Origin of the sequence: Amycolatopsis sp. NPDC051102, from assembly GCF_040682815.1 — a bacterium.
Lineage (GTDB): Bacteria > Actinomycetota > Actinomycetes > Mycobacteriales > Pseudonocardiaceae > Amycolatopsis.
In genome coordinates this window covers 581,092-601,326 of the sequence record NZ_JBFBBT010000003.1, presented here as the reverse complement: position 1 = coordinate 601,326, position 20,235 = coordinate 581,092, and the positions used below count along the sequence as shown (strand labels likewise).

The 20,235-nt window shown below is 71.8% G+C and carries 22 protein-coding genes; 17 read left to right on the top strand and 5 right to left on the bottom strand.

Going from position 1 to position 20,235, the window contains the following annotated elements:
- Positions 1–38: 38 nt before the first annotated feature.
- Entirely contained in the window at positions 39–515 is a 477-nt protein-coding gene (locus tag AB0M93_RS13385; RefSeq protein ID WP_364272297.1) for a DUF4383 domain-containing protein, read from the bottom strand.
- Between the two features lie 288 nt (positions 516–803).
- Here AB0M93_RS13385 and ctaD point away from each other — a divergent pair, with 288 nt between their 5' ends.
- Complete coding sequence (gene ctaD, locus AB0M93_RS13380) at positions 804–2,576, top strand: cytochrome c oxidase subunit I (protein ID WP_364272294.1); 1,773 nt, start codon at positions 804–806, stop codon at positions 2,574–2,576.
- Between the two features lie 19 nt (positions 2,577–2,595).
- Here ctaD and AB0M93_RS13375 read toward each other — a convergent pair whose 3' ends face one another.
- On the bottom strand, positions 2,596–3,438 hold the full coding sequence (locus AB0M93_RS13375) for an SDR family oxidoreductase (RefSeq protein ID WP_364272291.1): 843 nt from the start codon (positions 3,436–3,438) through the stop codon (positions 2,596–2,598).
- 167 nt (positions 3,439–3,605) lie between these two features.
- Here AB0M93_RS13375 and AB0M93_RS13370 point away from each other — a divergent pair, with 167 nt between their 5' ends.
- Complete coding sequence (locus AB0M93_RS13370) at positions 3,606–4,043, top strand: Hsp20/alpha crystallin family protein (RefSeq protein WP_364272288.1); 438 nt, start codon at positions 3,606–3,608, stop codon at positions 4,041–4,043.
- 67 nt (positions 4,044–4,110) lie between these two features.
- Here the strand turns inward: AB0M93_RS13370 and AB0M93_RS13365 are convergent, their stop codons facing one another.
- Complete coding sequence (locus AB0M93_RS13365; RefSeq protein ID WP_364272286.1) at positions 4,111–5,328, bottom strand: PP2C family protein-serine/threonine phosphatase; 1,218 nt, start codon at positions 5,326–5,328, stop codon at positions 4,111–4,113.
- A gap of 187 nt (positions 5,329–5,515) precedes the next feature.
- On the opposite strand from AB0M93_RS13365, the gene AB0M93_RS13360 reads away from it, so the two are divergent.
- The 9 genes from AB0M93_RS13360 (at position 5,516) to AB0M93_RS13320 (ending at position 11,925) form a co-directional block, all read left to right on the top strand.
- Positions 5,516–5,941, top strand: a complete 426-nt coding sequence (locus AB0M93_RS13360; RefSeq protein WP_364272886.1) for a MarR family transcriptional regulator — start codon at positions 5,516–5,518, stop codon at positions 5,939–5,941.
- A 73-nt stretch (positions 5,942–6,014) separates the two neighbouring features.
- Positions 6,015–6,872: an STAS domain-containing protein gene (locus tag AB0M93_RS13355; RefSeq protein WP_364272283.1), complete on the top strand. Its 858-nt coding sequence runs from the start codon at positions 6,015–6,017 to the stop codon at positions 6,870–6,872.
- Positions 6,869–7,261 (top strand): STAS domain-containing protein, encoded by a 393-nt coding sequence (locus tag AB0M93_RS13350; protein WP_364272281.1) that lies wholly within the window; start codon positions 6,869–6,871, stop codon positions 7,259–7,261. Before AB0M93_RS13355 ends, AB0M93_RS13350 begins: the two co-directional genes overlap by 4 nt.
- A complete protein-coding gene (locus AB0M93_RS13345; protein ID WP_364272279.1) occupies positions 7,251–7,673 on the top strand; it encodes an anti-sigma regulatory factor in 423 nt (140 codons plus the stop codon). Before AB0M93_RS13350 ends, AB0M93_RS13345 begins: the two co-directional genes overlap by 11 nt.
- The gene (locus AB0M93_RS13340; RefSeq protein ID WP_364272277.1) at positions 7,670–8,662 is read left to right on the top strand and encodes an ATP-binding protein; all 993 of its coding nucleotides are present in this window, start codon (positions 7,670–7,672) and stop codon (positions 8,660–8,662) included. The genes AB0M93_RS13345 and AB0M93_RS13340 overlap by 4 nt, the downstream gene beginning before the upstream one ends.
- Positions 8,662–9,852 carry a PP2C family protein-serine/threonine phosphatase gene (locus AB0M93_RS13335; protein WP_364272275.1) on the top strand — a complete coding sequence of 397 codons (1,191 nt, stop codon included), beginning with the start codon at positions 8,662–8,664 and terminating at the stop codon, positions 9,850–9,852. The genes AB0M93_RS13340 and AB0M93_RS13335 overlap by 1 nt, the downstream gene beginning before the upstream one ends.
- 177 nt (positions 9,853–10,029) lie before the next feature.
- Positions 10,030–11,169, top strand: coding sequence for a zinc-dependent alcohol dehydrogenase (locus AB0M93_RS13330; RefSeq protein WP_364272884.1), 1,140 nt, complete (start codon positions 10,030–10,032; stop codon positions 11,167–11,169).
- A 13-nt stretch (positions 11,170–11,182) separates the two neighbouring features.
- Positions 11,183–11,758: a hypothetical protein gene (locus AB0M93_RS13325; protein WP_364272272.1), complete on the top strand. Its 576-nt coding sequence runs from the start codon at positions 11,183–11,185 to the stop codon at positions 11,756–11,758.
- Positions 11,743–11,925: a hypothetical protein gene (locus tag AB0M93_RS13320; protein ID WP_364272269.1), complete on the top strand. Its 183-nt coding sequence runs from the start codon at positions 11,743–11,745 to the stop codon at positions 11,923–11,925. The genes AB0M93_RS13325 and AB0M93_RS13320 overlap by 16 nt, the downstream gene beginning before the upstream one ends.
- Before the next feature lie 18 nt (positions 11,926–11,943).
- On the opposite strand, the gene AB0M93_RS13315 is transcribed toward AB0M93_RS13320, so the two are convergent.
- The gene (locus tag AB0M93_RS13315) at positions 11,944–12,720 is read right to left on the bottom strand and encodes a GntR family transcriptional regulator (protein WP_364272266.1); all 777 of its coding nucleotides are present in this window, start codon (positions 12,718–12,720) and stop codon (positions 11,944–11,946) included.
- Between the two features lie 127 nt (positions 12,721–12,847).
- On the opposite strand from AB0M93_RS13315, the gene AB0M93_RS13310 reads away from it, so the two are divergent.
- The 3 genes from AB0M93_RS13310 (at position 12,848) to AB0M93_RS13300 (ending at position 15,719) form a co-directional block, all read left to right on the top strand.
- Positions 12,848–13,717 carry an aldolase gene (locus tag AB0M93_RS13310; protein ID WP_364272263.1) on the top strand — a complete coding sequence of 290 codons (870 nt, stop codon included), beginning with the start codon at positions 12,848–12,850 and terminating at the stop codon, positions 13,715–13,717.
- A 49-nt stretch (positions 13,718–13,766) separates the two neighbouring features.
- Positions 13,767–15,260, top strand: a complete 1,494-nt coding sequence (locus AB0M93_RS13305) for a CoA-acylating methylmalonate-semialdehyde dehydrogenase (protein WP_364272260.1) — start codon at positions 13,767–13,769, stop codon at positions 15,258–15,260.
- A 153-nt stretch (positions 15,261–15,413) separates the two neighbouring features.
- Complete coding sequence (locus AB0M93_RS13300; protein WP_364272257.1) at positions 15,414–15,719, top strand: hypothetical protein; 306 nt, start codon at positions 15,414–15,416, stop codon at positions 15,717–15,719.
- Here the strand turns inward: AB0M93_RS13300 and AB0M93_RS13295 are convergent.
- Complete coding sequence (locus AB0M93_RS13295) at positions 15,716–16,291, bottom strand: TetR/AcrR family transcriptional regulator (RefSeq protein WP_364272254.1); 576 nt, start codon at positions 16,289–16,291, stop codon at positions 15,716–15,718. The genes AB0M93_RS13300 and AB0M93_RS13295 overlap by 4 nt on opposite strands.
- A 178-nt stretch (positions 16,292–16,469) precedes the next feature.
- On the opposite strand from AB0M93_RS13295, the gene AB0M93_RS13290 reads away from it, so the two are divergent.
- From AB0M93_RS13290 to AB0M93_RS13280, 3 genes are read left to right on the top strand one after another with little or no spacing between them, the layout of a single operon-like run.
- The gene (locus tag AB0M93_RS13290; protein ID WP_364272252.1) at positions 16,470–16,922 is read left to right on the top strand and encodes a (2Fe-2S)-binding protein; all 453 of its coding nucleotides are present in this window, start codon (positions 16,470–16,472) and stop codon (positions 16,920–16,922) included.
- Positions 16,909–17,871: a xanthine dehydrogenase family protein subunit M gene (locus AB0M93_RS13285; RefSeq protein WP_364272249.1), complete on the top strand. Its 963-nt coding sequence runs from the start codon at positions 16,909–16,911 to the stop codon at positions 17,869–17,871. Before AB0M93_RS13290 ends, AB0M93_RS13285 begins: the two co-directional genes overlap by 14 nt.
- The gene (locus tag AB0M93_RS13280; RefSeq protein ID WP_364272246.1) at positions 17,868–20,042 is read left to right on the top strand and encodes a xanthine dehydrogenase family protein molybdopterin-binding subunit; all 2,175 of its coding nucleotides are present in this window, start codon (positions 17,868–17,870) and stop codon (positions 20,040–20,042) included. Before AB0M93_RS13285 ends, AB0M93_RS13280 begins: the two co-directional genes overlap by 4 nt.
- Positions 20,043–20,235 lie beyond the last annotated feature (193 nt).

Here is a 20,235-nt window from a genome sequence, read left to right as displayed (position 1 = left end):
CCCGGGACATGCGGCCGCCGGCGTCCCGCGCGGTGTCGTCAGCCGAGACCCGGACCCCGGGCCGCCTGCGGCCCGGGGGTGCTGCGCCCGGCGCGGCCGAGCAGCAGGCCGAGCGCGATCATGCCGACGCCCAGGCCCAGGTGCAGCCAGTTGTCCGCGGTGTTCACCGGCACGAAGTTGGCGTCGCTGCCGTGGTCGATGAGCAGGCCGTAGAGCCACAGGACCAGGTAGACGACCCCGCCGGCGACGAGGTACAGCCGGGCACCGCGCGCGGTGCGAGCCGCCGCGAGGCCGGCGATGCCGAACAGCAGGTGGACGATGTTGTGCAGGACCGAAACCATGAACACGCCGAGCAGCATGGCCATCGAGTTGTGGCCGGCGAAGCTCAGCTGGTCGTAGTCCGTCGTGATGCCCGGGATGAAGCCGAGCACGCCGACCAGCAGGAAGACGACCGCAACGACCGCGGCGGCGACCTGCACGGGGGACCTCGTGCCGGTGTGGGTGGCGGTGGACATGGGATTTCCTTTCCGCAGTCGGCGCCCCGCCGGGGGGAGGGCGCTACGCCGGGCGGCTACCCGGCCGGATCGCGGCTAACCACCGTTCACGCGCGGGGTGGTTGCCCTGCGCCGTCTCCGCAGCTCAAGCCGCAGATCCGGGGACGACGGCGGTAGCGCGCGAGCCCGCTGGATTCGCCCGGACGGCTGATCCCGCACCACCGTCACCGTTCGCGCGTGTAGCCACGCCGAGGTGTGGGTACGCGCGCGGGAGAAGCTCCGTTCCCGGCAGCACCAGGTGGGAGTCCGATGACCGACACGGTGGCACGCCCGGCCCCGATCCCCCACCGGCCGGTGTGGCGGGGGAAGCGCGGCGCGACGATCCTGAAGACCATCCGCACCACCGACCACAAGACGATCGGCGTGCTGTACCTGACGACGTCCTTCGGGTTCTTCCTGATCGGCGGCCTGACGGCCCTCCTGATGCGCGGTGAACTGGCCCGGCCCGGCCTGCAGTTCCTGTCGCCGGAGCAGTACAACCAGCTGTTCACCATGCACGGCACGATCATGCTGCTGCTCTACGCCACGCCGAACCTGTTCGGGTTCGCCAACTTCGTCCTGCCGCTGCAGATCGGCTCGCCGGACGTGGCCTTCCCGCGGCTCAACGCGTTCTCCTACTGGCTGTACCTGTTCGGCGGGACGATCGTCCTCTCCGCCTACGCCACCCCCGGCGGGCCGCCCGACTTCGGCTGGACCGCCTACACTCCGCTGTCCAACGCCATCCACAGTCCCGGCGTCGGCGGCGACCTGTGGATCACCGGCCTGATCGTCGCCGGCCTCGGCACGATCCTCGGCGCGGTCAACATGATCACGACCGTGGTGTGCCTGCGGTGTCCCGGGATGCTCATGTGGCGGATGCCGATCTTCACCTGGAACATCCTGTTCACGTCGATCCTGATCCTGCTCGCGTTCCCGATCCTGACCGCGGCGCTGTTCGGGCTGCTGGCCGACCGGCACCTCGGTGCGCACGTGTTCGACCCGGAAAACGGCGGCGCGATCGCGTGGCAGCACCTGTTCTGGTTCTTCGGCCATCCCGAGGTGTACGTGGTCGCGTTGCCCTACTTCGGGATCGTCACCGAGATCGTGCCGGTGTTCAGCCGGAAACCGCTGTTCGGCTACAAGCTCATGGTGTTCGCGACCATCGGGATCACCGGGCTGTCGGCGGTGGTGTGGGCGCACCACATGTTCGCCACCGGCGCCGTGCTGCTGCCCTTCTTCTCGATCATGACGTTCCTCATCGCGGTGCCGACCGGGATCAAGTTCTTCAACTGGATCGGCACCATGTGGCGGGGGCAGCTGACGTTCGAATCGCCGATGCTGTGGTCGGTCGGCTTCATGGTGACGTTCCTGCTCGGCGGGCTGACCGGGGTCATCCTCGCGTCCCCGCCGCTGGACTTCCACATCCACGACACCTACTTCGTCGTCGCCCACTTCCACTACGTGCTGTTCGGCACGATCGTCTTCGCCACCTTCGGCGGCATCTACTTCTGGTTCCCCAAGATCACCGGGCGGATGCTCGACGAGCGGCTGGCGAAGTGGCACTTCTGGACGACGTTCATCGGCTTCCACACGACGTTCCTCATCCAGCACTGGCTCGGCGACGCGGGCATGCCGCGCCGCTACGCCGACTACCTGTCCAGCGACGGCTTCACCTGGATGCACATGGTGTCCACCATCGGCGCGTTCCTGCTGGGCCTGTCGGTGCTGCCGTTCATCTGGAACGTCTTCAAGAGCTACCGCTACGGGGAGCCCATCGGCGTCGACGACCCGTGGGGCTACGGCAATTCGCTCGAATGGGCCACCACGAGCCCGCCGCCGCGGCACAACTTCCTGGAGCTGCCCCGCATCCGCTCGGAGCGCCCCGCGTTCGAGCTGCACTACCCGCAGATGGTGGCGCGGATGCGCGCCGAGGGCCACGTCACCCGCGGGCACCCCGAAGGCAAGCCGTCGGGCGCGGAGGTCCTGGCCGCCGCCACCCAGCCCGGCGACCAGGGTGACAGCGAGGACCCCCGCGGCCGGTGACCCCCGGCGGCCTCCGGCGTCAGAGGATGGGCACCCCGCCGGTCACGGCGACGCGCGCGCCGGACACGTAACTGCCGTCGTCGGAGGCGAGCAGCACGTACACCGGCGCCAGTTCGGCCGGCTGGCCGGCGCGGCCCAGCGGCACCTGCTCGCCGAAGGACTTCACCTGCTCCTCCGGCATGGTCGACGGGATCAGCGGCGTCCAGATCGGCCCGGGCGCGACGCTGTTGGCCCGGATCCCCTTCGGCCCCAGCAGCTGCGCCAGGGCCGCGGTCATGTTCGCGATGCCCGCCTTCGTCACGTCGTAGGGCAGCAGCTGCGGGGTCGGGTTGTCGGAGTTCACCGACGAGCTGCCGATGATCGACGCGCCCGGCTTCATGTGCGGCACGGCCGCCTTGGCGAGGTGGAAGAAGGCGCTCAGGTTGGTGGCGATCGTGCGGTCCCACTCCTCGTCGGGGATCTCCTCGAGCGTCTCGTGGGTCATCTGGAAGGCGGCGTTGTTGACCAGGACGTCGAGCCGGCCGAACTCCTCGACCGCCCGCGCGACGAGCGCGCGGCAGTGCGCCGGGTCGGCGACGTCGCCAGGCACGACGACGGCCTTGCGCCCGGCCTCTTCCACCCAGCGCCGCGTCTCTTCGGCGTCCTCGTGCTCGTCCAGGTAGGAGATCAGCACGTCGGCGCCTTCCCGCGCGTAGGCGATCGCGACCGCCCGGCCGATCCCGCTGTCCGCCCCGGTGATGAGCGCCGCCTTGCCGGTGAGCTTGCCGGAACCGCGGTAGGAGTGTTCGCCGTGGTCGGGACGCGGCGTCATCGCGGCGGTCGTCCCGGGCGGGGTCTGCTGCTGCGGGGGCTGCTGGGACACGGTGGCTCCTCGGGTACGGGAATGGATCTTTCGTTCCGTGTTCCCGGCCGCCACCGAAATCAGTCCGTCATCTTGATGATGACTTCCTACTTGTCATCGTTTGGATGACATGCTAGAAAGGAGGTGCGTGTTGACACCCCACCGTCGAAGTCAGGAGGAGGACACCGATGTTGATGCGCACCGACCCGTTCCGTGAGCTGGACCGCTTCACCCAGCAGGTCTTCGGCACCGCCGGGACCTGGTCCAAGCCGGCCGCGATGCCGATGGACGCCTACCGCGCCGGCGACGAGTTCGTGGTCTGCTTCGACCTGCCCGGCGTCGCCGCGGACGCCATCGAGCTCGACATCGAGCGCAACGTGCTGACCGTCAAGGCCGAGCGCCGCCCGCTGCCCGGCGGCGACGACGTGCAGATGCAGGTCTCCGAACGGCCGCTCGGCGTCTTCTCGCGGCAGCTGTTCCTCGGCGAGACCCTCGACACCGACCACATCGCGGCCGACTACGAGGCGGGCGTGCTGACGCTGCGCATCCCGATCGCCGAAAAGGCCAAGCCACGGCGCATCGAGATCAGCGGCAGCCAGTCCGACCGCCGGGAGATCCAGGCCTGACGGACGCCGTGGACCAGGTCCGCGCCGCGGCGGAGCACTTCCTTCGCCGCGGCCGCCGGATCCGGCGCTACGGCGTCGGGCCGGCGCGGCGCACCGTCAGCGCCGCCCCCTCCCCGCTCCCCGACAGCAGCGTCGGGCCGAACCAGTCGAGGCACACGACCATCGCGTCGTCCTCGGCTTGGCCGCCGTGCCGGCGGGTCGACAGCTCCCGCAGCATCGCACCGGGGACGTGCGCCGCCGGCAGCTCGGCCGTCGCCGTCACCGCCTCGGCCAGCTCGCGGTCGCCGTAGAGCTCGCCGTGCGGGCCGAGCGCGTTGTACACGCCGTCGCTGACGAAGACGAACCGGTCGCCCTCGGCCGCCTGGAAGCTCTCGACCGTGTAGATCGTGCCGTCGAAGGTGCCCAGCGGGAGCTGCTCGTCGAACAGGATCCGCTCCGCCTTGCCGTCCCGCAGCCGCCAGAGCCGGGGCGAACCGGCGTCGACCACGGACACCGCGCCGGTGGCGAGCTCGAACTCCAGCAGCAGCGCGGCCACGTGCTCGGCGCCGCGGAAGTGCGCGTAGAGCGCCTGGTCGGCGAGCTCCGCCTGGGCGTCGAGCGGCACCCCGGCGCGCCGGGCGTTGCGCAGCGCGTTGATCGCGAGGTTGGTCAGCAGGGCCGCTTCGCTGCCCTCACCCATGCCATTGATCAGCGTCACGGCGAGCTTCTGCGCCGACGCCGACCAGTCGAAGCAGTCGCCGTAGATGGCGTAGGCGGGCTCGAGCTGGCCGCCGAGCGCGAACTCGGCCCGGGTGCAGGCGCGTCCGGGCAGCAGCTGCCACTGCATCTCCGCCGCCAGCGTCAGCCGCGACGAACGCCGTGCCTGGATGTAGAGGTCGGTGTCCCGGTCGGCGACGACCAGCTCGTGGGCCACCGCCTCGGCGAACCGCTCGAGTTCGGCCCACACCGGCGGCTCGGGCTCCTGCGGCAGGGTGACGGCCAGGACGCCGAGCCGGTCGCCGCGCACGCTGACCGGCAGGTAGCCGGTGACGCGGTCGCCGTCGCGGGTGAACGCGGCCGCCTGCGCGACGAACGCCGCGCCCGGCGAGGTTCCCTCGACCGGGATCGGCTCCGCCGTGTAGGGCTGCTCGCCCACCTGGCACAGCTCCGTCAGGGCGTAGTCGGCCATCAGCAGCTCGACCGACAGCGCGCCGAAGTGCTCCCCGAGCCCCGCGCGCAGCGCCCCGGGCAGGTCGTGCGGCGGTACGTCACGGAGAAGACGCTCCACCGCCAGGGATCTGTCCAACGCCTGCCTCCTGCTCACGGGGTCCGAGCGCGCCGGCGCCGGAGCCGGTCCTGTCGAGTCTGCGCCGCTCCGGCGTGCCGGTCCACGGCGAGTCGCGCGAGCTGTGCTGCCGGTTCAGCATAGGGATGCCACAGTGGACGCCGTGGATCGATCCCGCGAGCAGGCCGCCCCGGACGGGACGGCTGCCGTGTCGGACCTCGCCCGCCTCTTCGAGTCGGTGGTCGAGGGCGAGCGGGACGTCTCGCCGCGCCCGCTGTCGGTGTCGCAGCTGCGTGCGGTCGTCGCGCTGGATCGCCACGACGGCGTCAACCTGCGGGAACTCGCCGAGCAGCTCGGTTCGACGCCGCCGCTGGTGAGCCGGCTCTGCGACCGGCTGGAGGCGGTCGGCTTCCTCGAGCGGCTGCCCAGCGCGCGCAGCCGGCGGGAGCTGACGCTGCGGCTGTCCGACCGCGGGCGGGCCTACCTGCAGGAACTGCGGGCGCGGCGGCGGGACCGCGTCGAGCTGCTGCTGGCGAAGATGAGCCCCGCCGGCCGCACCGCGCTGGCCGCCGGGCTGGCGGAGTACCGGGCGCTGGCCGAGGCGGCCGGGGAACCCCCGGATTTGCATCACTGACACCACTGTTGTTATATGGCAATACTTAGGTCGGCGTACAGCAGAGCGCGCCCGAACACCGGAGGAGGAGTCGGTGCTGGGCACGGACGACAGCCAGGTCCGCACAGTGTTGGCGCGCGTACTGGAGGAGGACCGGACCGCGCTGGCCCACGACTGGGCCAGTCCGGAAGCGGACGACGGCGGCTCGCCCCAGCTGCGCCGCGAAGCCGTCGAGCTGCTGGAAGCGCTCCGGCACGCGCTCACCGGCCCCCTGCCGGTGTCGCGGATCGTCGAGCAGGACCCGGCGGTGCGGGACGCGCTGACGTCGCTCTCGGAACGCCGGGCCCGCGCGGGCGCCCAGCCGTCGGCCACGGCCATGGCGATCCTGGCGCTCAAGCGCACGATGCTGGGCGCGATCGAGCGCCACACCGAAGACTCCGCGCTGCGCTACCGGGCCGCGCTGCTGGTCAACGAGCTGCTCGACAGCGCGGGCGTGCTGACCTTCGAGGTCTACTCCACCGGCCGGGAACGGATCATCCGCGAGCAGCACAGCCAGATGCTCGAGCTGTCCACGCCCGTCGTGCGGCTGTGGCGCCACGTCCTCGCGGTGCCGCTGATCGGCACGCTCGACAGCGCCCGCAGCCAGGTCGTGATGAACAGCCTCCTGGAGTCCATCCAGGCGAACGAGGCGCGGGTGGCGATCATCGACATCACCGGCGTCCCGACCGTCGACACCGCGGTGGCGCACCACCTGCTGCAGACGGTCAGCGCCGTCCGGCTGATGGGCGCGGAGTGCGTGATCAGCGGCATCCGCCCGTCGATCGCCCAGACCATCACGCAGCTGGGCATCGACCTCTCGCACATCGTCACCCGGGGCTCGCTGGCCGACGCGCTGGCGACCGCGATGCAGCTGCTCGGCGACAGCGGCAGGCCGGGCGCGGTGTCCGGGTGAACGCCGGCCTGCCGATCCTGCGGCTGGGTGACATCCTGCTCAGCGGGCTGATGAGCGACCTGGACGACAAGACGGCCCTCGCGTTCACCGACGAGCTGACCACGCGGATCGCGAACGAGGGCATCCGCGGCGTCATCATCGACATCTCCCGGCTGGAGATCGTCGACTCCTTCGTCGCCCGCGTCCTCATGCAGCTGGCCGCCACCGGGCGGCTGCTCGGCACGCGGATGGTCGTGGCGGGGATGCGCCCGGCCGTCGCACTGACCCTGACCGAGCTCGGGCTCCAGCTCACCGGCGTCCGGACCGCCCTCAACGCGGAACAGGCGATGGAGCTGCTGGGCTGGCGCCGTCCCGCCGAGGCCGCCGAAGAGGCGCCTCATGCTTCCTGACGAGCGGACCACCTCCTCGGGCGAGCACCCGGTCCGCGTGGAGGAGGACCTCCTCGCGGCCCGCCACGCCGTGCGGGCCGCCGCGGTCGCCGCCGGGTTCTCGATCGTCGACCAGACGAAGATCGTCACCGCGGCGAGCGAGCTCGTCCGCAACGCCTACATCCACGGCGGGGGCGGCACGATGACCGTGGAATCCGTGCGGGACACCGCCGGGCGGCACGGGCTCCGGCTGCGGGTGCGCGACGAGGGCCCCGGGATCGCCGACGTCGAGCAGGCGATGACCGACGGCTTCAGCACCGGCGCGGGGCTCGGGCACGGCCTCGGCGGCACCCGCCGCCTCGTCGACGACTTCCACCTCGAGACCGAGCCCGGCCGCGGCACCACCGTCACGGTCGTGCGCTGGAAACCATGACCGCCACCGCCACCACCCTGACGCAGCAGATCCGCGTCGACCACCCGAGCGCCGGGTACGCGGCTGCCCGCGTCGCGCGCGAAACCGCGCAGGACGCCGGGCTGCCGGCGGTGCTCGCCGACCGCGCCGCGGTCGTGGCCGCCGAGCTGGCCGGCAACATCGACAAGCACACCGGGGGCGGCTCGGTGTTCGTGCAGCGGTCGCTCAGCGGGCGCGGCATCGACGTGCTGGCCGCCGACGACGGCCCGGGGATGGCCGACCTCGACCACTGGCTGCTCGACGGCAACACGACCACCGCCACCCTCGGCGCCGGGCTCGGCGCGGTGAAGCGGATGGCGACCGAGTTCCGGATCACCTCCTCCCCCGCGGACGGCACGCTCGCCGCCGCGCGCCTGCTCGACCCCACCTCGCCACCGCTGCGCGGCCCCACCGGGCACTTCCGGCTGGCGCGCGACGGCGAGCAGTACTGCGGGGACGCCGTCGCGCTGGCCGAGGTCACCGGCAGCCGGACCGCCGTGGTCGCCGACGGGCTCGGCCACGGAGCCGACGCCGCCGAAGCCGCGGACGCCGCCCTGCGCGTGTTCACCGAGAACCCGGACCGCCCGCTGCCGCACCAGCTCACGAACATGCACCGCGCGCTCCGCGCGACCCGCGGCGCCGCCGTCGCGCTGGTGCGGATCGCGCCGCGGCGGCTCGAGTTCTGCGGCGTCGGCAACGTCGGCGGCGCGAGCGTCGGCGCCGGCCCGGCCCGGCTGCTGCTCAGCACTCCCGGCATCGTCGGGTTCACGCTGCCGGCGGCGCCGGTGCGGCACCTGGCGCTGGCCGACGACGACGTCGTGGTCCTGCACACCGACGGTGTCGGCACCGGCTGGCGCGTCCCCGGCCGGGCCCCCGACCTGCTGCTGCTCGCCGCGGACCTCGCCCACCGGCACCGGAACCCGCGCGACGACGCGGCGATGCTCGCCCTGCGCGCGGACGGGTCCGCCTGATGCGCCCCGACCTGGCCCGGATCCGACGGCGGCTCCGCACGGCCTGCGCTCAGGCCGGCGTGCCCGCCGACGACCGGGGACGGCTGGTGCTCGCCGTCACCCTGCTCGCCGAACCCGCCCTGACCGCGGGCGAAACCGTCGACCTGGCGACGGCGGCGTCGGACCGGCGCCTCGCCGTGACCGTGCGGCTGGAGCACGCCGTCAGCCAGGGCAGCCGCAACGCCCTGCCGCTGCTGCCCGACCGGGGCGACGGCGACACCCTCACCTGGCACCTCACCGGCGGCCGCCCGGCGGCCCCGGCCGACCCCGACGACGACCGGGCGACGCGCGAGGAGATGCTCGCGCTGGTCGCCCGCGCGGACAACCTGGCCCAGGAGCAGCGGGACCTCAAGCACGAGCTCGCGGAGACCAACAGCGGCGTGCTGGCGATGTACGTCGAGCTGGAGCAGCGGGACGAACAGCTCCGCCGCGCGCACGCGGCCATCTTCCGCGAGCTGGAGGACGCCCTGCGCCCGCGGCCGCCCGCGGTGCCCGGCCTCGAGCTGGCCGTCCACTACTCCCCGACCGACCAGGACTCCCCGACCGGCGGCGACCTCTACGACTGGCTGGTCCTGCCCGACGGCCAGGTCCACGTGACGCTGGTCGACGCGGTCGGCCACGGCGTCACCTCGACCCGGCACGCCCTCACCGTCACCCACGCGATCCGCACCCTCGCCCTGGAGGGGCACCCGTTCCCGGACCTGATCGCGCACGCGTCCCACACGCTGGCCGCGATCGAGCCGGGCCTGATGGCCACGGTCCTGCTGGCCCGCATGGACCCGGTGACCGGCCGCACCCGCTTCGCGAACGGCGGCCACCCGGAGCCGGTGCTGGTCACCGCGGCCGGCCCGGCGCGGCTGCTGCCGGCCCCGGTCCCCGGCCGCGGCGTCGGCTTCCCCGACCCGGGCAGCCGCGAGCTCGTCGACGTGGTCGTCGGCCCGGGCGACACGGTGCTGCTGTACACCGACGGGCTGGTGGAGAGCCGCAAGGACATCGACGAAGGCCAAGCCCGCCTGCTCACCTTGGCGGAGGCGAACCGCACCCGCCCGACGGCGAGCCTGCCCCGCGAGATGGTGACCCGGATGCACGACGTCGTCCTGCACGCCGACGACACGGTCGTCCTGGCCCTGCGCCGGACGCCCGTGGCGTAGGACCGCCGTCCCCGGCTTCGGTGCGGCCCAGTGTCCTTTTCGGACACTCGACGGCCGCACAGGTCGCCGCCGCCGTCGCGGTGCGGCAACCGGACCTCGTTCGCCGGGGGTTAGCGGCGGTGTGCCCGGGTATGCCGACGATCCGTCGGACCATCGGAAGGAGGCGCCGTGCGTGCGATGGTGTACCGCGGGCCGTACAAGATCCGTGTCGAAGAGAAGGACGTCCCCGCGATCGAACACCCCGGTGACGCGATCGTCCGGGTCAAGCTGGCCGCGATCTGCGGTTCGGACCTGCACCTCTACCACGGGATGATGCCGGACACGCGCGTCGGCACGACCTTCGGGCACGAGTTCATCGGCGAGGTCGAGGAGGTCGGCTCCGGAGTGCGGAACCTGAAGCGCGGCGACCGCGTCATGGTGCCCTTCAACGTCTTCTGCGGCACGTGCTGGTTCTGCGCGCGGGGGCTGTACTCCAACTGCCACAACGTCAACCCGAACGCCACCGCCGTCGGCGGCATCTACGGCTACTCCCACACTTGCGGCGGTTACGACGGCGGTCAGGCGGAGTTCGTCCGGGTTCCGTTCGCCGACGTCGGGCCGGCCATCATCCCCGACTGGATGGACGACGAAGACGCCGTCCTGCTCACCGACGCGCTCGCCACCGGCTACTTCGGGGCCCAGCTCGGCGAGATCGCCGAAGGCGACGTCGTCGTGGTCTTCGGGGCCGGGCCGGTGGGCCTGTTCGCGGCGAAGTCGGCCTGGCTGATGGGGGCGGGCCGGGTCATCGTCATCGACCACCTCGAGGACCGCCTGGAGAAGGCGCGCACCTTCGCCCACGCCGAGACGTACAACTTCACCGAGTACGACGACATCGTCGTGCACCTGAAGAAGCTCACCGGCCACCTCGGCGCCGACGTCGCGATCGACGCCGTGGGCGCGGAGGCCGACGGCAACCTCACCCAGCACGTCACCTCGGCCAAGCTGAAGCTGCAGGGTGGCTCGCCGGTCGCGCTCAACTGGTGCATCGACGGCGTCCGCAAGGGCGGCACGGTTTCGGTGGTGGGTGCCTACGGCCCGATGTTCAGCGCCGTCAAGTTCGGCGACGCGCTCAACAAAGGCCTCACGCTGCGGATGAACCAGTGCCCGGTGAAGCGGCAGTGGCCGCGGCTGTTCGAACACGTCCGCAACGGCTACCTCAAGCCGAGCGACATCGTCACCCACCGCATTCCGCTCGAGCACATCGCCGAGGGGTACCACATCTTCTCCGCCAAGCTGGACGGCTGCATCAAGCCGCTCATCGTCCCGAACGCCGGCTGAGGAAGGAACCACCATGACCTACACCTCGGAACGGCCCCCGATCGCCGAATCGAGCGACAGCCTGCGGGCGCGGATCCCGGGCTGGGGCGTGGACCTGGACCCGAAGGACCGGCCGTCGGTGCCGAAGCTGCAGTGGCAGGAGGACAAGACCGGCGCGCACTGGGAGTTCCCCGAGCGGCAGCCGGAGAAGTGGCCGCGGGAACGCTCGATCGAGCACGCGTTCCTGACCCCGGTCTTCGGGACCGCGTGCCCGCCGAAGGGACTTTCCGGTGCGCTGCGCCGGTTCTCCTACCGCAAGTACAGCGAAGGCCGCGCCGCGCACTGGCTGCTCCTGCTGGCCGCCGACCGGGTGGACGCCTGGGAGAGCCACCTGCGCTCGTTCGCCACCCTGCGCCCCGACAACCCGGTCACCGAGACCGGCGTGCTGAGCGAGTTCGCCCGGCACGGGTTCTCCTCGCGGGTGGGCCGCAAGCGCGCGGACGTCAAGCACCACCTGGCCGATCCGGTCATCGTGGCGGGCCCCTGGGTGCTCGCGGCGGGACTGGCGTGGTCGGCGGTCCGGAAGGTGCTGCGGTGGCGACGCCGTTGACGGGCCGGCGCCGGCTCGCGGCGGTGACCGCCGGGCTCCTCGCCCTCGCCGCCGCGGGCTGCGCCCCGGCCCGCGACCGGCCGGCGACCTCGCCGGGGACGGCGCACGGCGTCGCCGTCGACGGGAAGCTCACCACGAAGGGCCTGCGGGTGGTCGGGGCCGGGTGAGCACGGCCGACGGTGCCCCTACTGGGGTCCGTTGGTCAGCGAGAGGTTGAAGGTGTAGCGGGACGCGCGGTAGACGTGCCAGCCGTACTCGACCACGCGGCCGGTGTCGTCGTAGGTCGTGCGCTGCATCGTGAGCAACGCCGCCCCCGGCTCCTCCTGGAGCAGTTCCGCGTCCTCTTCGGTCGCGAGCCGGGCGCCGATGTTCTGCTCGGCCGCGTGCAGCCGCACCCCCGCCGAGCGCAGGAGCTGGTAGAGGCCACGTTCGCGGAGTTCGCCGTCGCCGGGGTCGATGACGCCGTCGGGCAGGTAGTTGTTCATCAGGGCGAGCGGCTCGCCGTCGGCCGAGCGGATCCGCCGCAGCCGCCGCACCCGCGTCAGGCCGGGTGCTTCCAGCAGCTCGGCCACCTCGGCACTCGCGTCTTCGACGCGGTTGACCAGCACCGCCGACTCCGGACGGCCACCCAGCCCGGCGAGGTCGTCGAACAGGCTGCTCAGCCGCAGCGGCCGGGCGACCTTCGTGCGGACGACCTGCGTGCCGATCCCCCGCCGCCGGACCAGCAGACCCTGGTTGACCAGCGTCTGGATCGCCTGGCGGATCGTCGGCCGGGACAGCCGCAGGCTCGCGGCCAGGTCGATCTCGTTGCCCAGCCGGGCGCCCGCCGGCAGCCTGCCGTCCTCGATCGCGGCGTGCAGCTGCCGGGACACCTGGAAGTACAGCGGCTCCGGGCTGTCCGGGTCCAGCACGATCTCGCGGCCCGCGTCCCAGGCCGGGAACCTGATGTCCACCTCGCCCATCACCGGAGCCTACCGCCAATGCGTCCCCTGTAGGGATGACCTATTGTCCATATGTCTTGACAAAGTCTGCGGCCACTGCGATCGTCGAACACGAGATCGACCGCAACGAGTTCCGGGGAGGGCACCGATGACCGACGTGCTGCGGCGCATCGTCGCCCGACGCGTGCACGATCCGGAAGCGATCACCGAGGCGGCCGCGAACCGGGCGCGGGCGAAGTCACCCTTCAACGACAAGGGCCGCACCATGATCATCGCCGCCGACCATCCCGCCCGCGGCGCCAACGCGGCAGGCGGCAACCCGACGGCGATGGCCGACCGCGGCGAGCTGCTGGAACGCCTGTGCCTCGCGCTGGAACGGCCGGGCGTCACCGGCGTCCTGGCGACCGCCGACGTCATCGACGATCTGCTGTTGCTCGGCGTACTGGACGACAAGACCGTGCTCGGCTCGATGAACCGCACCGGGCTGGCCGGATCGAGCTTCGAGGTCGACGACCGCTTCGCCTGCTACGACGCGGAAACGATCGAGAAGATGCGCTTCGACGGCGGCAAGACCCTCACCCGGATCTGCCTCGACGACCCGGCCACCCCCGGCGCCCTGGAAAACACCGCGAAAGCCGTCAACGAACTGGCCGGCCGCAAGTTGATCGCCATGATCGAGCCGTTCCTCTCGGCCTGGATCGGCGGGCGCCTCGAGAACGACCTCTCCCCCGACGCCGTGATCAAGTCGATCACGATCGCCGCCGGGCTCGGCCGCTCCTCGGCTTACACCTGGCTCAAGCTGCCGGTGGTGGACGAAATGGAACGTGTGCTGGCGTCCTCGACACTGCCGGCCGTCCTGCTCGGCGGCGAAGTGAAGGACCCGGAGGTGGCCTTCACCGCCTGGCAGCGGGCGCTGGCGCTGCCGACCGTGCAGGGCCTGGTGGTCGGCCGGTCCCTGCTCTACCCGCACGACGGGGACGTCGCCAAGGCCGTCGACACCGCGGTGGGGCTGCTGTGAACCCACGACACCGCCAAGCAGGCCCAGCGCCACTACCCGGAGGAGCACCGTGAACACCATCGAACACTGGATCAACGGCACCGCCACCTCGGCGGGCTCGACCCGTACGGCACCGGTCTACGACCCGGCCACCGGACGGCAGCAGGCGTCGGTCCTGCTCGCCGAAACGTCCGATGTGGACACCGCGGTCGCGGCCGCGGGCAAGGCGTTCGAGTCGTGGGGCGACTCGTCGCTGGCCCAGCGCACCAAGGTGATGTTCGCCTTCCGCGAGCTGCTGGTGCGGCACGAGGACGAGCTGGCGCGGATCATCTCGAGCGAGCACGGCAAGGTGATCGACGACGCCCGCGGCGAGATCGTCCGCGGCCGCGAGGTCGTCGAGTACGCGTGCGGCATCGCCGACGCGCTCAAGGGCAGCTTCTCCGACCAGGTCTCCCGGGACGTCGACGTGCACGACTTCCGGCAGCCGCTCGGGGTGGTCGCCGGGATCACGCCGTTCAACTTCCCGATCATGGTGCCGCTGTGGATGCACCCGATCGCGATCGCCACCGGCAACACGTTCGTCCTCAAGCCCAGCGAACGCGATCCATCGGCGTCGAACTTCGTCGCGCGGCTGTACGCCGAGGCGGGCCTGCCCGACGGCGTCTTCAACGTCGTGCACGGCGACAAGGTGGCGGTCGACGCGATCCTCGACCACCCGGACGTCGCAGCGGTGTCGTTCGTCGGCTCCACCCCGATCGCCAAGTACGTGCACGAACGCGGGACCGCGAGCGGCAAGCGCGTCCAGGCGCTCGGCGGCGCGAAGAACCACGCCGTCGTGCTGCCCGACGCCGACCTGGAGTACGCGGCCAACCACCTCACCGCCGCCGCGTTCGGCTCGGCCGGGCAGCGGTGCATGGCGATCTCGGTCGGCGTGGCCGTCGGCGCGGCCGGCGACAAGCTGATCGGCATCCTCGAGCGCAAGGCCCGCGCGATCAAGGTCGGTCCGGGCACCGACGCGAGCAGCGACATGGGCCCGGTCGTCACGGCGGCCGCCCGCGAGCGCGTGGTGAACTCCGTCGCCCGCGGCGCGGAACAGGGCGCGACGGTCGTGGTCGACGGCCGGGACCTGACGGTCGACGGCCACGAGGAGGGCTTCTTCGTCGGACCGTCCCTCCTGGACAACGTGACCACGGAGATGGACGCCTACCGGGAGGAGATCTTCGGTCCGGTGCTGACGGTCGTCCGTGCCGAGACGGTCGACGAAGCGATCGCGATCATCAACGCCAACCCGTACGGCAACGGCACGGCGATCTTCACCGGCAGCGGCGAGGCGGCACGCAAGTTCCAGCGCGCGGTGAAGGTCGGCATGATCGGCGTGAACGTCCCGATCCCGGTCCCGATGTCGTACTACTCCTTCGGCGGCTGGAAGGACTCCCTCATCGGCGACAGCCCCATCCACGGCCCGGCGGGCATCCGCTTCTACACCCGCGCGAAGGTGGTCACCACCCGCTGGCCGCACACCAGCACCGCAGCGGCGGCTTTCACCTTCCCCACCTCCAGCTGACGTACCGAGGGAGCGTCCGGGCACGGACGCTGCCCTTCAACCGGAACATCTCCCTCCGGTTTTCCGGTACGGTGGCAGCACCCGCCCGAGGAGGCTGCCGTGGGATACCGACGCCCGCTCCCGAAAACCGCCGTCGCCCGTTTCAACACTTGCGTGGGCACGCTGCGGACGTCACCGCGCTGGGGACGGCTCGTCCGCCGCCACCTGACCGAGGTCACCTACACGGGCCGCCGGTCGGGGCGGACCATCAGCACTCCCGTCGGCTATCGGCGGGCGGGCGACGTCGTCACCATCAGCGTGATGATGCCCGACGCGAAGTCGTGGTGGCGCAACTTCACCGGCGAGGGCGCCCCGCTCACCCTCGAACTCGACGACACCGACCGCACCGGCCACGCGGTCGCGCGACGGGACGAGAAGGGCCGGGTCACCGTGACCGTCCACCTCGACGGGCCGGCCTAGCCGGGCTGCGCGGCCATCCCGTGCCAGAGCAGATCGGCGAGGCTCGCCGCGTCGCGCCGCCAGTCGCCGTCCGGGTCGAGCCACAGCAGGCCGCCCAGCCCGCGCATGACCAGCACCGGGGTCAGGCCCGGGCGGACCGTCCCGGCCGCCACGTTGGCTTCGAGCATCTTCCCCACCGCGCCCAGCATGTCCTCGTAGGCGTCGCCGGGCAGCTCGCCGCGGAACGCCGTCGCCGTCCGCAGGGCGTCGGCGAGCCCCTTCTTCGTCATCATGTAGTGGGCGACGTGGTCGGTCACCCACAGCCGGAGGGCCTTGTCCGGGGGATGCTTGCCCAGCAGCACCGGCACGACCTCCACGATGTGCCGGACCTCGCGGCGGTAGACCGCCAGGATCAGCGCCTCCGGGGTGGGGAAGTGCCGGTAGACCGTGCCGACGCCGACCCCGGCCTGCTTCGCGATCGCGTTGAAGGAAACCTCGCCCGTGTCGGCCAGCGACGCTGCCGCCGCCACGAGGATGCGCTCGTGGTTGCGCCGGGTGTCCGCGCGCCGGGGACTGACCGATCCCGTCGTCATCGCTCTCCCCGTCGTCGTGCCGTCCCGTTGAATCTAGCCGAGCGCTGGAGCAACTCCAGCGTCCCCGCTTCGTTGCCAAGCGGATTGTAATCCGCTAGCCTCGCGGTCGAGTGAAGCGGATGGATATCCGCTCCCCGTGCTACCCCACCACACCGCCCGGCTCTGCGGAAAGAGACCAGTGGAAATCTCACTCGAAGTCAACGGCACCACCGAACACCTGGACGTCGATCCCGGCGTCACGCTCCTGGACGCGCTGCGCGAGCGCCTCGCCGTCACCGGCCCGAAGAAGGGCTGCGACCGCGGGCAGTGCGGTGCCTGCACCGTGCACGTCGGCGGCAAGCCCGTGCTGTCCTGCCTCACCCTGGCCGCCACCGTCAAGCAGCCGGTGACGACCGTCGAAGGACTGTCCACAGAGGACGGGCTGCACCCGGTGCAGCAGGCGTTCGTCGACCAGGACGCCCTGCAGTGCGGGTTCTGCACCGCCGGGCAGATCATGTCGGCGGTCGCCGCCGTCGAACAGGACGTCGAAGACGTGCGGGAGTTCATGTCCGGCAACCTCTGCCGGTGCGCGGCCTACCCGAACATCGTCAAGGCCGTCGAGCAGGCGAGGCGGGCCGATGCGACCCTTTGAGCTGACCGCGCCCACCACCGTCGAAGCGGCGGTCTCCACCCCTGGCACCTTCCTCGCCGGCGGGACGACCCTGGTCGACCTGATGAAGCTCGACGTCCTGACGCCGCAGCACGTCCTGGACATCAACGAAGTGCCGTTGCGCGGCATCGACACGACCGACGGGCTGCGCTTCGGCGCGCTGGAGCGGATGGGCGCCATCGCCGCCCACCCCGGCGTCTACCCCGTGATTTCGCGCGCCCTGCTGCTGAGCGCCTCCCAGCAGCTGCGGAACATGGCCAGCATCGGCGGGAACCTGCTGCAGCGCACGCGTTGCACTTACTTCCGCGACATCACGATGCCGTGCAACAAGCGCGTGCCCGGCAGCGGCTGCTCGGCGATCACCGGCGCGAACCGGATGCACGCCATCCTCGGCACGAGCGAGTCGTGCGTCGCCACGCACGCCAGTGACGTCGCCGTCGCCCTGGTCGCGCTCGACGCGCGGCTGCGGCTGACGGACGCGGACGGCAGCCGCGAGGTGGCCCTGCGCGACTTCTACGAGCTGCCCGGCGACACGCCCGCCGTGGAGAACGACCTGCGCCCCGGCGAACTGATCACCGAGGTGCTGGTGCCCCGGCTGGACTGGGCGGCGAACTCCACCTACGTCAAGGTGCGTGACCGCCAGTCCTACGAGTTCGCGCTGTGCTCCGCCGCCGTCGCGCTGGACGTCCGGGACGGCGTCGTCGCCGACGCCCGGGTCGCGGCCGGCGGCGTCGGGACCGTGCCGTGGCGGCTGACGGGCGTCGAAGCCGCCCTGCGCGGCGCCCCGGCGACCCAGGCGAGCTTCGAAGCGGCCGCCGCCGTGGCGGCCGACGGCGCGCGGCCGTTGGCCGAGAACGCGTTCAAGGTGCCGCTGCTGCAGCGGACCATCGTCCGAGCACTGCTCGAACTGACCGAGGGGAGCTCCCGATGATCGCCCGGCTGGACGCGCCGCTGAAGGTCACCGGCCAGGCCAAGTACGGCGCCGACCACACCTTCTCCGGCATGGTCTACGGCTACGTCGTGCTCAGCACGATCGCCCACGGCGAGATCGAGGCCATGGACGTCTCCGCGGCGAAGAGCGCGCCCGGCGTGCTCAGCGTGTACTCGCCGTTCGACCCGCTGACGCTGCACACGCCGAGCCTGCCGGTCTTCGGCGAGACGTGGGTTCCGTTGCAGGACAACGAAGTCAGCTACTACGGCCAGCCCATCGGCTTCGTGGTCGCGGAGACGTTCGAGCAGGCCAGGGACGCCGCGGCGCTGATCGAAGTCACCTACCGCGAGCGGCCCGCCCGCACCTCGCTCACCGAGTCCCTCGACACGGCCGAACTGGCGCCGCCGGCCTTCAACGGCGCTCCCCCGGAGATCGAGGTGCTCGAAGACGGCGTCGAATCCTTCGACGCCGCACTGGCCGCGAGCCCGGTGGTCCTGGAGGCGACCTACACGACCGCGACGCAGAACCACGCCGCGATGGAGCCGCACTCCGCGGTCGCGGTGTGGGACGGCGGCGAAGTGACCGTCTACAGCGGCAACCAGGCCTCCGACATGCAGGCGACGGAGCTGGCCGTCGCACTCGGTGTGGAGCGCGAGGCCGTCCACGCGATCAACCCGTTCGTCGGCGGCGCGTTCGGCGGCAAGGGGCGGACGTCGACGCCGGCGTTCCTGGCCGCGGCGGCGGCCCGGACGCTCGGCCGGCCGGTGAAGGCCGCCCTCACCCGCGAGCAGGTCTTCACCGCCACGGCCGGCCGGGCCGCGACGATCCAGAAGCTCGCGATCGGCGCCGAGCCGGACGGCACGCTGGTGGCCCTGCGCCACGATTCGTGGTGCCACACCGACATGGCCCGGTCGTTCGTCGAACCGACGTCGCACGGCACCTCGCGCGAGTGGTACGCCACGAAGAACCTGTCCATCACCCAGCGGATGGTGCCGCTGAACGTCCCGCCGACGACGTTCATGCGGGCACCCGGCGAAGCACCCGGTTCGTTCGCGCTGGAGAGCGCGATCGACGAGCTGGCCGTGAAGCTGGGCATGGACCCGATCGAGCTGCGCGTCCGCAACAACTCGACCGCCCCGCCCGGCCACGACCTGCAGTGGTCGAGCAAGCACCTCGACGAGTGCTTCCGCGTCGGCGCCGACCGCTTCGGGTGGGTGAACCGCCCGGCGGGCACGCGCACCGACGGCGACTGGCTCGTCGGCATGGGCGTCGCCACCGCGGTGTTCCCCGCCCTGCGGTTCCCGGCCACGGTCGGCATCACGCTGCGGGCGGACGAAACCGCCGTCGTCGCGACGAGCGGCGCGGACCCCGGCACCGGCCTGCTGACCGTGCTCTCCCTGATCGGTGCCGAATCGCTGGACATCCCGGTGGACCGGATCACCCCGCGCCTCGGCGACTCGACCCTCCCGCCGGGCGGCATGTCCGGCGGCTCGACGGCGACGGCCAGCGCGGGCACGGCGATCATGCTGGCCGCAACCAAGGCCATCGACGAACTGGTCGCCCTCGCCGCCGATCCCGGCGCGCCCTTCGACGGTCAGCAGGTCACCTACGCCGACGGCCGCGTGTGGGCCGCCGGGACGTCCATGACGTTCGGTGAGCTGCTGCGTGCGGTGGGCCGCGAATCGCTCGAGGTGACCGGCTCCTCGGCGCCCGGTGAGGAACTGACCAAGCACTCGTTCGCTTCGTGGGGCGCCCAGTTCTGCGAGGTGCGGGTGCACAAGTGGACGCGCGAAGCGCGGGTGTCCCGGATGCTCGGGGTGTTCGACGCGGGCCGGATCATCAACGACAAGGCCGCCCGCAGCCAGCTGATGGGCGGGATGATCTGGGGCGTGTCGGCCGCGCTGCACGAAGGCCTCGAGATCGAGGCGAACGGCCGGTTCGCCAACGGCGACTTCGCGAGCTACCTGCTGCCGGTCAACGCCGACATCCCCGAGGTCGACGTCCACTTCGTCGAGTACCCCGACACCCTGCACAACGCGGTCGGCGCGCGGGGCCTCGGCGAAATCGGCACGGTCGGCATGGCGGCGGCGGTCGCCAACGCCGTGTACAACGCCACCGGCATCCGGGTGCGGCACATCCCGATCACCATCGAGGACCTCCTCGAAGGGTGAGGTCGCGGGCGGGGCGTGCCGGCGCCCCGCCCGCGCTTCATCGGGAATTCACGGTGCCTTCGTCCGTTCGGCCGATGCGGGCCGGGCGCCGTTATCCATCCGCGACAACGAGAGGGACGGTCCGCCCATGACGGCGCCCCGTCCACGGTCCTAGGCTGACGGCGTTTCCCCCGACAGTCCACGAAGGGACCCC